A 13,852-nucleotide genomic window follows, 5' to 3' on the forward strand; every position below is an offset into this window, starting at 1 on the left:
TCCCACATGAGATCGCATTCCCCTGTGGGAGCGAGGCTTGCCCGCGATTCAGGCGCTGAGGTCTTTCAGCTCAGCTGTTGCCGCACTGCCAGTTCCACACCCCGAATTTCTGCCAGGCCTTTGAGTCGACCAATTAGCGAGTAGCCAGGATTGCTCTTGCGGTGCTGGTCGTCGAGTAATTGATGGCCGTGATCCGGACGCAGCGGCAGGCGCGGGCCGCCTTCGCGTTCGCGTCTGCGCTCCTCGGTGACCAGCTCGCGGATAACCCCGACCATGTCCACATCACCGTCCAGATGATGAGCCTCGTGGAAGCTGCGCGGATCGGCCTCTCGGCGGGTCGAGCGCAAATGCGTGAAGTAGATGTAAGGTGCAAAGTGCTTCGCCATCGCCACAAGATCGTTGTCTTCGCGCACGCCATAAGAACCGGTACAGAACGTCAGACCATTGGCCCGGCTTGGCGCGGCGTCCAGCAGCCATTGGGCATCGGCAGCAGTTGACAGGATGCGGGGCAGCCCCAACAACGCCCGAGGTGGATCATCCGGATGGATCGCCATCCGCACACCGACTTCTTCTGCCACCGGAATCAATGCACGCAGAAAATAGCCCAGATGCTCACGCAATCTGGCTTCGTCGATATCCGCGTAAGTGCTCAGCAAAGCGCGAAAATCTTCCAGGGTGTAATGCTCTTCAGCACCCGGTAAACCTGCAATCAGGGTATTGACCAACGCCTGACTCTGGCTGGCGGTCAGCCCCTCGAAACAGGCTTTGGCCTGCTGTATATCCTCGGCACTGTACTCCGCCTCTGCCCCCGGACGCTGGAGGATGAACAGGTCGAATGCAGCAAATGCAGTCTGATCGAACCGCAGCGCCCAGCCACCATCCGCCAGTTCCCAGGCCAGGTCGGTACGTGTCCAGTCCAGCACCGGCATGAAGTTGTAGCAGACGATATCAATGCCGCAGCTGGCCAGGTTACGCACGCTCTGCTGATAGTTGGCGATGTACTCGTCACGGCGACCGCAACCGCGCTTGATGTCTTCGTGTACTGGGATGCTCTCCACCACTGACCAGGTCAGACCTGCGGCTTCGATCATCTGCTTGCGCGCCGCAATGGCCTCTACCGGCCACACTTCGCCGTTGGGGATTTCATGCAGTGCGGTGACGATGCCGGTCGCACCGGTTTGCCGGACGTCCGCCAGAGAAATCGGGTCTTTGGGGCCAAACCAGCGCCATGTCTGTTCCATATGCTTCTCCTTTTCTTGTTAGTTGTGCCCAGCGAAGCGTTGCAACACGCTGCTGATGCCTTCGCCAACCAGCGAGCCATAAGCCTGTTGCACCGCGTCGCGAAACGCCGGTCGCTTCGCCAGTGCGGTCGGGAATACTTCATCCAGTTCCAAAAACGCATCCACCAGAGGCGCGCCGTCAAAGCGTCCCGCCAGATCGGCAAAGGTGGCATTCAACGGGTCGTCTACGACTTGGGTCGTGGTTTGTGTGCAGTAGCGAATCCAGGCTGCAATACCCAAAGCCGTACAAGCGATATCGCGCCCTTCGTCGAGCAACTGCTGTGCACCGAGCAACCAGCGTTGCGGCAGTTTTTGCGAGCCGTCCATGGCAATCTGCCGCAGACGATGTTGCAGGCTGTCATTGGCAAAGCGCGCGATCAGATCCCGGGCATAGAGCGAAAGATCGATGCCAGGCGGCATGTCCAGCGTGGGTGCGGCTTCATGGGCCATGTAATGCTCAATGAGACCTGCCATCCGGGCATCATTGACCGCCTCGAATACCAACTCATGACCTGCCAGCACGCCCACGTAAGCCAACAGCGAATGGCTGCCGTTAAGCATGCGCAGCTTCATCGTTTCGAAGGGCTGCACGTCCTCGACCATCTGTACGCCTTCCACCTCCCAGTCAGGGCGACCCAGCGGAAAGTTGTCCTCGATGACCCACTGGCTGAAGCTTTCACACACCACCGCCGCAGGGTCGTGGCAGTCCAGTTGCTGCTCCAGACGACTGAAAGACTCTGCCGTCATGGCCGGGACAATCCGGTCGACCATGCAGCTGGGAAACGCCACATGCTGGTCAACCCACTGCGCAAGCTCTTCATCCTGTTCTGCTGCCAGACCGCGTACCGCCTGCCGGGTACGCTGACCGTTGTCAGGCATGTTGTCGCAGCACAGGACGGTGAACGCCGGGATGCCAGCAGCGCGACGGCGGCGCAAGGCTTCGAGGACGATGCCTGGTGCCGAACGCGGCGTTTGCGGATGGGCAATGTCATGGGCAATCGTCGGGTCTTCAAGGCGCAATTGCCCCGTAGAAGGACTCACCCAGTAGCCTTTTTCGGTGACGGTGAGCGTGACAATCCGCGTTTGCGGCGCGGCCATACGCTGCAACAGCAACTCCAGCTCATCACCGCCCTCTCCCGTATACAGCGCTTCGCGCACGACGGCAATTTCGCGCAGCGTCACCTGTTCGCGGTCGCTGTACTCAGCCACATGGTAGCGACAGTCCTGTTCACGCAGCAGATCAACCACTGCTCGATTGGAGCGCAGGTTGGCGCAGCACAGGCCCCAGTCGCTCTGGCCATGACGATTGAGGTTACGTTGCAGGTAGACCGCCTGATGGGCGCGATGAAACGCCCCCAGGCCCAGATGCACGATTCCAATGACGGCTTCTGGCTCTGAAGCAGTGCCGGTAGCGGGCACGCGGTTAACAGTCGGCATCGACACACTCCTTATGTTCTGGGATGGCTCAAGGCCGAATCATGTTGCGGAACCGGGACAGCCGCTTCACCGGTGTCTGCAGCGCTTAGCGGTTTTACGTAGCGCGCCACACAGACCGCGCCGATGACGGTCAACAGCCCTGCCAGCAGGAATGCGCTGGTGAACGAGCCGGTGAACTGCACCAGAAAACCGGTCAGGGTCGGACCAATAATGCCCGAGGTGTTCGCCAGGAAATGCATGAAGCCGCTGACGCCACCGACTCGGGCGGCAGGCACGGTGTCCTGAATGATCGCCCAGTAAATGGCGCCGGTCAGGTACAGGAAAAACACCGCCAGTGCGACGAGAATGACCGCCGGATAAAGGGTTTTGACAATGCCAGCCAGTGCAATACAGCCTGCGCAAGCCAGCAGGCACGTGACCAGCACCACTTTGCGGGAGAACATCATCCGCCCGGTCTTCTTGAACACGAAGTCGGAGATGAAACCGCCCAGCGCCAGACCGAGGAAACCCAGCAGCCATGGAATGACGGTGGCGATACTCATGTCCTTGACGTTCAGACCGTGAGCCATGGTCAGGTAGCTGGGGAACCAGGTCAGGAAGAAGAACAGCGTGTAGTTATAGGAAAAGAACGCCAGTGAAGTGAACAGCACGGTAGGTTGTTTCAGGTAATAACGCAGCGGATGCACCGGCAACGAAGCCACTTCGCTGGTGCCTTCGGCGCGCTGGATTTCCTCGGCCACCTTGCCTTCAGGCTTGTCCTTGACGAACTTGAACCACACTGCCGCCCAGATCAGCCCTACCACCATGATGATAATGAACGACACTTTCCAGCCGTAGCTAATGGCGATGAAGCCCACTACCGGCCCGGAAATCGCGCCGCCCAGAGGTGTACCGGACATCGACGACCCCAGCGCCCTGGCACGCTGTTTTGGCGTATACCAGTTGTTGACCATCTTGCTGGTGGTGACGCTCAACGGCCCTTCACCCATGCCGAACAGGATGCGGATCAGCACTAGCGAGGCGAAGCCTACGGTCAACACCGTCAAGCCGCTGAACAACGACCACAACACCATCGCCAGCAGTAGCGTGGTTTTCGCGCCGTAGCGGTCAGCCGCCCAGCCACCGATAAAGTTGAACGCCGCGTAGCCGACGAAAAAACTACTGAAGATCATGCCCATCTCACCCGTCGTCAGACCGTAGTCCTTCTGGATGAAAGGGGCTGCCACGGACAATGCCGAGCGATCCAGGTAGTTAATGACGCCTGCCAGGAACAGCATGATGATAATTAACGTACGACCTTGACCAAACATTGGAACCTCCCGCTTTTTATGTTTATTCGGTGAGGGTGCCCAAAGGGGCACTCGTATCTACATCGGACTAGTGACGCGCTTCACCCAACTGCACCAGCACCTTGCGGGTCTGTTCAGGATGGTTTTCGATCAGGTCGATGGCCGCTGGCATCTCGTCGAAAGACACTTGATGGCTGACCAGTTCCTGAACCTGTAATTTGCCGCTGGCAATTAGCTCGATCACCCTGGGGAACTTGCGGTTGTTCAGGCGCGAGCCCACCAGCGTCAGCTCCTTCTTGATCATCTCCAGTTGCACCAGATCACTCGGGGTTGCATTGAAGCCCAGCAGGCCAATGCGCCCGGCTGGTGAGGCCAGTCGGACCATTTGCGGCATCAAGGACGGAATGCACGCCGCATCGACAATCAGCGGCACGCCTTCGCCGTGGGTCAACTCAAGCATCGTGGCTTCGACATCGACAGCCTGACCGTTGAGGGTACGGCTGGCGCCCAGGGCTTTGGCGGTTTCCAGACGCGCATCAATCACGTCGGTGACAGTAATGTCGGTCAAACCCAGCGCCCGGGCCATCTGCACCAGGGTCAGGCCAATCACGCCAGCCCCATAGATCAGCAGACTGTCTCCCGGATGCACGTGCATGCGATCCAGCACGTTGAGCGCAATGGAGTAAGGCTCCACCAGCGCCGCGTGACTCAGAGACATCGAGTCAGGAAGACGATGGGCGTTGCTGGCCGGGACGCAGACCTGCTCGCTGAAACCACCGTCGCGGTGCACGCCAATCACTTGCAGCTTGGTGCAGACGTTGGGGCGATTGATCCGGCACGGGTAGCAAGTCCCGCAGCTGATTACCGGGTCGATGCACACGCGGTCGCCAGCCTTGAGGTGTTCGACGCCTTCACCCACTTCGCGCACCACGCCAGAGAACTCATGGCCGGTTACTCGAGGGAAACGCACGAAAGCGTTCTGGCCGTGGATGATGTGCATGTCCGAGCCGCAGATACCGGCGTAGGCCACGTCTACCTTGACTTCGCCGGGTGCGATTTGCGGCACCTCGACGTGGGCCAGGCCGAACTCAAAAGGTGCTCTTACTTGAAAGGCTTTCATCGGGTAACTCCTGTCAGGGCGGCCGCCGCCTGATGTTCTTGTTGTGATGATTTGATTGTCTTACCAGTGCCAGAGCGTGCCGTCTTCCAGGCGATTGACCGGCAGACTGGCGCGTTTGTAGGGATATTTCGCTGCGAGGGTTTCATCGATGTCGACGCCATGGCCCGGGGTTTCGCCCGGGGTGAAATGGCCGTCTTCAAAGCGATAGGCATGAGGAAAGACTTCGTCGATGCGTTCGTCGTGAGGCATGTGCTCCTGAATGCCGAAGTTGGGCACCCAGGTATCGAAATGCAGGGCAGCGCCCATGCACACTGGCGACAGGTCGGTGGCGCCGTGAAAGCCGGTGCGCACCTGAAACAGCGCAGCGAAATCGGCAATCCGTCGCACATGGGTAATGCCACCTGCGTGAACCAGGGTGGCACGGATGTAGTCGATCAACTGTTCCTGAATCAGCTCGCGGCAGTCATGAATCGAGTTGAAGACCTCACCCACCGCCAGTGGCGTGGTGGTGTGCTGACGGATCAGGCGAAACGCCTCCTGATTTTCTGCCGGGGTGCAGTCCTCCAGCCAGAACAGGTTGTACGGCTCTACGGATTTGCCCAGGCGCCCCGCTTCGATCGGTGTAAGGCGATGGTGAACGTCATGCAGAATGTGCAGGTCATCACCAAAACGCTCACGAACGGCCGCAAACAGTTTGGGCACATAGTTAAGGTACTTGGCGGTGTCCCACATATGTTCGGCAGGCAGGTCGCTGTCGGCCGGTTCATAGCGTTCGCCACTGCGCTTGGCGACGCCATAAGTGGTGGCGATGCCGGGAATCCCGCATTGCACGCGCACCGCCTTGTAACCCAGTTCGACATGGCGAGCGACTTCGTCCAGGCAACCTTCGATGTCTTTCCCCGTGGCATGCCCGTAGACCATCACCCGCTCGCGGCTCTTGCCACCTAGCAACTGATAAAGCGGCATGTTGGCGGCCTTGGCCTTGATATCCCACAGGGCGATGTCTACTGCAGCAATCGCGGTCATGGTCACCGGGCCACGGCGCCAGTAAGCCCCGCGATACAGGTATTGCCAGATGTCCTCAATGCGATGGGCATCACGACCGATGAGCGCAGGCAACACGTGCTCTTCAAGGTACGCGACCACCGCCAGCTCACGGCCATTCAGGGTCGCATCGCCGATACCGTAGATGCCGGCATCGGTGACGATTTTAAGAGTGATCAGATTGCGACCCGGACAGGTAACGATCACGCGAGCTTCAATGATTTTCATCAGTTGCGGGCCTCTGCGGCAAAAGAAAAGGTAGGCATATCCAGACGGGGCATGGCAGCGCTGGGGATCAGTGCTCCCCGATGCTGAACCACTTGGGCGGCCAGTCGGTGCCCCCACTGAGCGGCGAGATCAGGCTCGCCGCCTTGTAAGCGACAGGAGAGATACCCGGCGCTGAAAGAGTCGCCTGCCGCCGTGGTGTCGACGATGTTGTTGACGAGTTCGGCGGGCACTTCGAAGCGGTAGCCGTCGCAGTCGATCAGGCATGACGCCGCACCGCGCTTGAGCACGACTTCGCCTACACCGAAGTGTGCGTAGGCACGGAACAAGGCCTCGACGTCTGGGTAACCAAACAGGGCTTCGTCGTCATCCCAGGTGATCAGGGCCAGATCAGTCAGGCGCAGAATGTCGCTATAGGACTGCCGCGCAGCGTTGGTATCGGGCCACAGGTGGGGACGGAAGTTGTTATCGAAGACGATCCGGGTGCCGGATTCGCGGGCTTGAGCTACAGCCTTCAACAAGCGTGCGCGGCCATCGGGGGTGAGGATCGCGAGGCTGATGCCGCTCAGGTAGAGGTAGTCGTAATCGGCCAGAGCCATCAGCATGGTGTCTGCTTCAGGCCCGTCGAACATGCGTCGCGCTGCGGCCTGACCGCGCCAATACACGAAGCGTCGCTCACCACGAGTATCGGTCTGGATCACGTAGAGGCCCGGCAATGCGTCCTCGATCACTCGCACGTGCTGGTTGCCGACGCCTTCGTCACACCACAACTGGCGCATGGCATCGCTGAAGCTGTCCGCGCCAATGGCGGTAACGTATTCCACGGCGATGTGCGCAGCTGAATTCAATCGGGCCAGATAAACGGCCGTGTTGAGCGTGTCGCCCCCAAACGTCTGACTGAAGTCTGAGGCTGACTCGGCTCTCATCTCAATCATGCACTCACCCACCATCGCGACTTTGACGGGTTTGTGTGAAACGGATTGCGGCTGTTGTCTTGAAATCACTTTCATCATTACGCGCCTTATTATTTTTAAAACGGCGTTTCACTTGCAAGTTGTGGCGGAGTTTCGATCAGATTTTTCACCTCGTCAAGCAAAATGAAACAGCGTTTTGACTCGCCAGCGTATATCCTTGGGTTTTCCGTTCCCGTTGGAGCCTTCATGGACAACAGCACTCTCCAGAACAATGAACTGGTCTCCGCAGTGGGCCGGACCATGGCGGTACTAGAGGCATTGGCAGAACATCCCGAGGAAAGCGGCGTATCGGAAATCGCGCAGAAACTGGACATGTCCAAAAGCACGGTTTACCGCTTTCTGCAGTCGCTCAAGGCTCGTGGCTATGTCGTGCAGGATGCCGAAGAACGCTACCGGCTCAGCGTTCGGCTGTTTGAACTGGGCGCGCAAGCCCTGCCTCATCTGGACATCGTCCGCGAAGCTGAACCGGGCATGCGCCGTATCAATGAGCTGACTGGCGAGACAGTGCATCTGGGGATTCTTGACGAAGGCAGCATCGTCTACGTGCACAAGATCGACTCCAAATACAACCTGCGCATGTACTCGCGTATCGGTCGACGCGCACCACTGTATTGCACCGGGATCGGCAAAGTGTTGATGGCGTGGCTTGAGCAACCGGAGCTGCTGGCACACCTGCAAGAAGAGAGCTTCGAGCGCCGCACAGCCAATACCCTGACCACAGTCGATGCTTATTTGCAGGAACTGCAGGTGGTTCGCGAACAGGGTTATGCCGAAGACCATGAAGAGTTTGAAGACAACATGCGCTGTCTGGCGGCGCCGATTCGCGACCGTTTTGGGCATGTGATCGGCGGCATGAGTGTGTCATTTCCCTGCTTCCGCTTTCGAGAAGAGCTCAAGCAGGACTACGTCAAGCAACTGGTGGAAGCCACGCAACGCATTTCCAGCCAATTAGGCTGGCACGCGTAACTACCTGCTGATCAAAGCGCTCCTTCAATGACCTGCCGAAACGACTCGATAAAAACCGTTTCGGCGCGGTTCATCCTTTGATCGCGGTTCCACATCAAAAACATATCGACATCGACCACGCCGTCAGCCGGTGGTAAACGCCAGATCAGCCCGTTGTGCAAATCGTTGTCCACCAGATGTTCAGGCAAACAACCGATGCCATATCCGGCGATGATCAACCGGCGAATCTCTTCAAAGCTGGGCGATGATGCGACGATTTTTCCGGTGAACCCCTGCTGATCGCGGAACACCGTCAGCGGTGAGAGATTGCCGCCCAACTGGTCGCTGGTGAAACTGACAAAGTTTTCGCCCTGTAACGCATCCAGCGCCAGTCCGCGTTTGCCGAACAGCCGGTGTCGTTTGCCACAGAAGAATGCATAGCGCTGGCGCATCAACAGCACTCGCTCCAGTTTTGCCTGGGGAAAGCGGCACAGTCCAATGCCGAGGCTGGCGGTTTTCTGGTTCAGCGAGCTCTGAATATCTGAACTGCGCATGACTTCAAGTTCCAGCTCGACACGCGGATGCAGCAGGTGGAAGTCCGCAAGAAAGTCGTCATAGAGCGGTGACTGCACATGACTGATGGACAGCACACGCACTTTGCCAACGACTTCTTCCTCGGCGCCCTCGACCGCGGTGCCCAGGCGGGAGACATTGCCATACATCTCCTGGGCAATGCCAAACACCTCTTCCCCGGCCTGAGTCAGGTCGAAGCGCGGCCCCTTGCGCACAATCAGCGCGCAATCGAGCTGTTCCTCAAGCCGTTTGAGCGACTGACTGACCGCTGATTGCGTGACGAAAAGCCTGGCTGCCGCACGGCTGATACTGCGTTCCTGACCGATAGCCAGGTAAGTGCGCAGCAGGTTCCAGTCCAGTCGATCATTGAGAAAACGCCGACCTTGCCACTTGCCCTGTGCTTCGACTAATTCGTCGTTGTCCATCAATGCACCATTAGTAGCCTGACTAATACATAAAATAAGTATTAGCAAATTGATTAATTATAGGCAGCGAGCGATAAAGCAGGGAAGCGCCACAGAGCGCTACGTGATCAGCCTCAATCCCTGCCATAACGCCAATACTAAAAGGGCCTTGCATGCGAACCTCGTCCAACCAGCCTCGTCGCGCAGCTGCCGCGGCATTCATCGGCACCACCATCGAGTTTTACGACTTCTACATCTACGCCACAGCCGCCGCGCTGATCCTCGGCCAGGTGTTCTTCCCCAGCGATACGCCAGGCCTGAGCACCCTCGCCGCCTTTGGCACCTTCGCGGTCGGCTTCATCGCACGGCCCATGGCCGGGATGGTGTTCGGTCACTTGGGAGATCGGCTTGGGCGTAAAAAAATGTTGCTGTTCACCATGCTGCTGATGGGGTTGGCGACCACGGGAATAGGCTTGCTGCCGAGCTACGCCAGCGCCGGCATCTGGGCACCCATTGGTCTGGTGGCGCTGCGCATCGTGCAAGGCATTTCGGTTGGTGGCGAATGGGGCGGCGCAGTACTGATGGCCAGCGAACATGCGCCTAAGGGCCGTAAGATGTTCTATGCCTCCTTTGCGCAACTGGGCAGCCCTGCAGGCTTGCTGCTGGCGTTGATTGCGTTTCGACTGGTTACATCTCTGGAGCCTGCTGAATTTGCCGACTGGGGCTGGCGTTTGCCGTTCCTCGCCAGCGGCGTATTGATGCTGATTGGCCTGGCTATCCGCTTTGGCGTTGAAGAGTCACCGGAATTCAAGGAAGTCGCGGAGAAAGGCGAAACCGCCAAGTACCCGGTGCTGGACGTGCTGCGGACCTGCTGGCGACAGATTTTCTTCGCTGCCTGCGCGGTGACCATCGGCTCGGCGGGCTTCTTCTTCACCAACACCTTCATGATCACTTACGTGACCCAGTATCAGGGCATCTCACGGGCGACCATTCTGGATTGCCTGTTTATCGTGACCGTCCTGCAATTCATTTCCCAGCCCATCAGCGCATTGCTGGCCGAGCGTATCGGCGAAGGCCGGTTCCTGATGCTGACCGCCCTGCTCTCGATGTTCATGCCGTACCCGATGTTTCTGCTGGTCGGCACCCAGAACCTGGCGTTGATGACCCTGGGCATCGCCATGGCTGTGATCACCTTGTCAGCGCTTTACGCAGTGATTGCCGGTTACATGGCTCAGGCATTCCCGGCGCATTTGCGTTACAGCGGGATATCTATCGCTTACCAACTGATCTGTGCGATTGCCGGTGGCAGCACGCCCATCATCGGCACGTTGCTGGCCACTCACTACGCCGGGCAATGGCTGCCACTGGCGATTTTCTTCAGCGTGCTGGCAGGCATTTCGCTGTTTGGCGTCTGTGGTCTGGCGCGTCTGCGCGGTGACGACAGCACCACACAACAGTCAGCGTTCAACAAGGAGCTTTCATGAATACCCCGGATTCTATCGACGCTGTGGAATGGCAGGCCCGCTGTGAACTGGCCGCGTTGTATCGGCTGGTGGCGCACTTTCGCATGACTGATTTGATCGACACGCACATCAGCCTGCGCATCCCCGGTCCCGAACATCACTTTCTGATCAACCGTTACGGGGTGATCTTCGACCGGATGAAAGCCAGTGATCTGGTGCGGATCGATCAGCATGGCCAGGTGGTCAATGGCGATGTTGAAAACAGCCGGGTAAATGCCGCAGGTTTCGTTGTCCACTCCGCTATCCACATGGCACGGGAAGACCTGAACTGCGTGATCCATACCCATACCGCAGCCGGTATGGCAGTCGCCGCGCAAGAGCATGGCCTGTTGCCGATCACTCAACATGCGCTCAAGTTCTACGGCAAGCTGGGTTATCACACCTATGAAGGCATCGCCCTGTCGCTGGAAGAACGTGAACGCCTGGTGGCAGATTTAGGCCCCCATAAAGCGATGATCCTGCGCAATCACGGCTTGTTGGCGGGCGGTGGCAGCGTGGCCCAGGCGTTCCATGAAATCCATTTTCTGGAGCGGGCGTGTCAGGCACAGGTTCAAGCACTGTCCGGGAACAGTAAACTCGTGCAACCCAGCGAGGAAGTATGCCGTTTGACCGCCCAACAGTTTGATCGCGATGAAGCCGCAGAGATCATTCAGTTGAGCTGGAACGCCGCGCTTACCCTGATCGAAGACCAACGCGAGTCCTACTGCTCATGACCACCGTCGTCCTGTTGACCAATGACACCGTTCTGAACAGCGAACTGCAAGTCGCATTCGCCCGTAACGCGCCTGAACTCAAGGTGGTATTGCCCGATGACCCGGCCGCCGTCGAGGCGCAAATCGCGGCCTGCTGGTATCCACCCGCGGGCAGCATGGCAAGCCTGCCCAACCTGCAACTGGTGCATTCGGTGGCTGCGGGGGTTGATCATTTGCGCACCGACCCGAGTCGGGCGGACCTTCCCGCCTGCCGCGTGGTGGACCCTGATCATCGACGTGGGATGACCGAATACGTGCGCTGGGCGGTGCTGCATTTTCACCGTGATTTTGATCGCGTGGCCGCACAGCAGCGTCAAAGCGCGTGGCAACGTCACCCACAACGTCCTGCCGGGCAGTTCAGAGTGGGTGTCATGGGCCTGGGTTCGCTGGGTGCGGCAATCGCCAGTGATCTGGCCGGTGCTGGCTATGCGGTGAGTGGCTGGGCACGTAGCCCGCGAGAAATTCCCGGAGTGATCTGTCATCACGGTGACGAGCAGTTCGACGGATTCCTCGACGGCCTGGACATGCTGGTCAACCTGCTGCCCCTGACCGACGCCACCCGAGGCATTCTGTGCGGCAAGACCTTTGCCGCCCTGGCTCCCGGTGCGGTAGTGGTGAATGCCGGACGCGGGCAACACCTGATCGTCGATGACCTGCAACAGGGCCTGGCCAGCGGGCATTTGCGCGGCGCGGTGCTGGATGTATTCGATCAGGAACCGCTGCCGGTGGACGATCGTTTGTGGCAGATGCCGGGAGTGATCATCACTCCGCACATGGCCTCCGCCGCCTCCGACGATTGCATTGCACTGCAGGTCGCGGAAAACGCCCGCCGACTGCTCAATGGCGAACCCCTGAATAATCTGGTGGACCCAACGCTGGGCTACTGAAGCGACATGCAAGAGGTTGAGCGATGAATGTACTTGAATCCAACGGCGATCGCCTCTGGGCCAGCCTGATGGACATGGCCCAAATCGGTGCCACCGCCAAGGGCGGCAACTGCCGTCTGGCCCTGTCTGCGGAGGACAAAGCAGGCCGTGAGCTGTTCATGAGCTGGTGTCGGGAAGCAGGCATGACCCTCAGCTTCGATGCCATCGGCAACCTGTTCGCCCGCCGTGCAGGGCTGAACGATAAGCTTGAGCCGATCGTGATGGGCAGCCATCTCGACACTCAGCCCAAAGGCGGTCGCTTCGATGGCATCTACGGGGTCCTGAGCGGCCTGGAAGTGGTTCGCTGTCTGAACGAACAAGGCATCCAGAGCCAACGGCCTATTGAAATCGCGGTGTGGACCAACGAAGAAGGCGCGCGCTTCACGCCAGCCATGTTTGGCTCTGCAGTTTTCACCGGCACTCTGGCACTCCAGACAGCGCTGGATGCATGCGATGCCGACGGTATCAGCGTCGCTCAAGCGCTGGACGCCACCGGGCACGTGGGTGAGCAACCCTTCAAGCGTCCTTTCGATTCGTATTTCGAAGCGCACATCGAGCAGGGGCCGATCCTTGAAGACAACGGCATTCCGGTGGGTGTGGTGACGGGCGGTCAGGCCATTTGCTGGCTGGACGTTCAGGTCAAAGGCCAGAGCGCCCACGCCGGGACCACACCGATGAAACTGCGCAAGGACGCTTTGTTTGGTGTGGCGCAAATGGCTGCGAAACTTGAAGCCCTGGCTGAAGAGTTCGCGCCCAAGGGACTGGTCACGATTGGCCAGTTGAGCATCGCCAAATCATCGCGCAACACCATTGCCGGCAGCGTGAACTTCACGGTGGATTTGCGTCACCACGAAGACGGGCAGATTGCGCTGATGGAGGAGCTGGTCCGACAGCGTTTTCAGCAGGTAGCGGACGTCCGCGGATTGACCCTGGACATACAGCGCCACTGGCTAAGCCCGGCCACACCGTTCGACAAGGATTGCGTCGCGGCAGTGCGCCGTGCCGTCGAGGCGCTGGGGTATCCGCATCAGGACATCGTCAGCGGCGCAGGTCACGACGCCATCCTGCTCGCCCGGCACTGCCCCACCACGATGGTGTTCATCCCCTGTGTTGACGGGCTGAGCCACAACGAAGCCGAGGACGTTTTCCCTGAAGATGCCCGCATGGGCTGCGATGTGCTGCTGAATGCCATCGTTGAGCGGATTCAGCGTTAGCTCAGCCTTCAGCCGCCCGCAGCACCTGTTGGAGCGGTGGGAGCGAGTTCATTCGGGAAGGCGGTATTTCAGGCCATACATGTGCTGCGAATGTACTGGCCCTTTCGCGAATGAATTCGCTCCCACGGGATTGGGTTTGCATGGCG

At 59.0% G+C, this 13,852-nt stretch carries 12 protein-coding genes; 5 read left to right on the forward strand and 7 right to left on the reverse strand.

Going from position 1 to position 13,852, the window contains the following annotated elements; all coding sequences use genetic code 11:
- Nucleotides 1-65 precede the first annotated feature (65 nt).
- The 6 genes from uxuA to KDX30_RS28475 all read right to left on the reverse strand — a co-directional run bounded on the left by uxuA (nucleotide 66) and on the right by KDX30_RS28475 (nucleotide 7,405).
- The gene (uxuA, locus tag KDX30_RS28450) at nucleotides 66-1,241 is read right to left on the reverse strand and encodes a mannonate dehydratase (RefSeq protein ID WP_231678151.1); all 1,176 of its coding nucleotides are present in this window, start codon (nucleotides 1,239-1,241) and stop codon (nucleotides 66-68) included.
- A gap of 18 nt (nucleotides 1,242-1,259) precedes the next feature.
- Nucleotides 1,260-2,717, reverse strand: a complete 1,458-nt coding sequence (locus KDX30_RS28455; protein ID WP_231678152.1) for a mannitol dehydrogenase family protein — start codon at nucleotides 2,715-2,717, stop codon at nucleotides 1,260-1,262.
- A gap of 11 nt (nucleotides 2,718-2,728) precedes the next feature.
- Entirely contained in the window at nucleotides 2,729-4,027 is a 1,299-nt protein-coding gene (locus KDX30_RS28460; RefSeq protein ID WP_122396767.1) for an MFS transporter, read from the reverse strand.
- A gap of 67 nt (nucleotides 4,028-4,094) precedes the next feature.
- Nucleotides 4,095-5,126 (reverse strand): Zn-dependent oxidoreductase, encoded by a 1,032-nt coding sequence (locus KDX30_RS28465; RefSeq protein WP_231678153.1) that lies wholly within the window; start codon nucleotides 5,124-5,126, stop codon nucleotides 4,095-4,097.
- 60 nt (nucleotides 5,127-5,186) lie between these two features.
- Entirely contained in the window at nucleotides 5,187-6,398 is a 1,212-nt protein-coding gene (manD, locus tag KDX30_RS28470; RefSeq protein ID WP_027901233.1) for a D-mannonate dehydratase ManD, read from the reverse strand.
- The gene (locus tag KDX30_RS28475; RefSeq protein ID WP_231678154.1) at nucleotides 6,398-7,405 is read right to left on the reverse strand and encodes a 2-dehydro-3-deoxygluconokinase; all 1,008 of its coding nucleotides are present in this window, start codon (nucleotides 7,403-7,405) and stop codon (nucleotides 6,398-6,400) included. The genes manD and KDX30_RS28475 overlap by 1 nt, the downstream gene beginning before the upstream one ends.
- A 150-nt stretch (nucleotides 7,406-7,555) precedes the next feature.
- On the opposite strand from KDX30_RS28475, the gene kdgR reads away from it, so the two are divergent.
- Nucleotides 7,556-8,335 (forward strand): DNA-binding transcriptional regulator KdgR, encoded by a 780-nt coding sequence (gene kdgR / locus KDX30_RS28480; RefSeq protein ID WP_027901231.1) that lies wholly within the window; start codon nucleotides 7,556-7,558, stop codon nucleotides 8,333-8,335.
- Between the two features lie 11 nt (nucleotides 8,336-8,346).
- Here kdgR and KDX30_RS28485 read toward each other — a convergent pair whose 3' ends face one another.
- Nucleotides 8,347-9,312, reverse strand: coding sequence for a LysR family transcriptional regulator (locus tag KDX30_RS28485; RefSeq protein ID WP_231678155.1), 966 nt, complete (start codon nucleotides 9,310-9,312; stop codon nucleotides 8,347-8,349).
- 152 nt (nucleotides 9,313-9,464) lie between these two features.
- On the opposite strand from KDX30_RS28485, the gene KDX30_RS28490 reads away from it, so the two are divergent.
- From KDX30_RS28490 to KDX30_RS28505, 4 genes are read left to right on the forward strand one after another with little or no spacing between them, the layout of a single operon-like run.
- Nucleotides 9,465-10,775, forward strand: a complete 1,311-nt coding sequence (locus tag KDX30_RS28490) for an MFS transporter (RefSeq protein WP_231678156.1) — start codon at nucleotides 9,465-9,467, stop codon at nucleotides 10,773-10,775.
- Complete coding sequence (locus KDX30_RS28495; RefSeq protein ID WP_122706770.1) at nucleotides 10,772-11,527, forward strand: class II aldolase/adducin family protein; 756 nt, start codon at nucleotides 10,772-10,774, stop codon at nucleotides 11,525-11,527. Before KDX30_RS28490 ends, KDX30_RS28495 begins: the two co-directional genes overlap by 4 nt.
- On the forward strand, nucleotides 11,524-12,453 hold the full coding sequence (locus KDX30_RS28500) for a 2-hydroxyacid dehydrogenase (RefSeq protein ID WP_231678157.1): 930 nt from the start codon (nucleotides 11,524-11,526) through the stop codon (nucleotides 12,451-12,453). Before KDX30_RS28495 ends, KDX30_RS28500 begins: the two co-directional genes overlap by 4 nt.
- A 23-nt stretch (nucleotides 12,454-12,476) precedes the next feature.
- A complete protein-coding gene (locus KDX30_RS28505; protein WP_231678158.1) occupies nucleotides 12,477-13,706 on the forward strand; it encodes a Zn-dependent hydrolase in 1,230 nt (409 codons plus the stop codon).
- The last annotated feature ends 146 nt before the right edge of the window (nucleotides 13,707-13,852 follow it).

Origin of the sequence: Pseudomonas quasicaspiana (assembly GCF_021147825.1) — a bacterium.
Taxonomy (GTDB): Bacteria; Pseudomonadota; Gammaproteobacteria; order Pseudomonadales; family Pseudomonadaceae; genus Aquipseudomonas; species Aquipseudomonas quasicaspiana.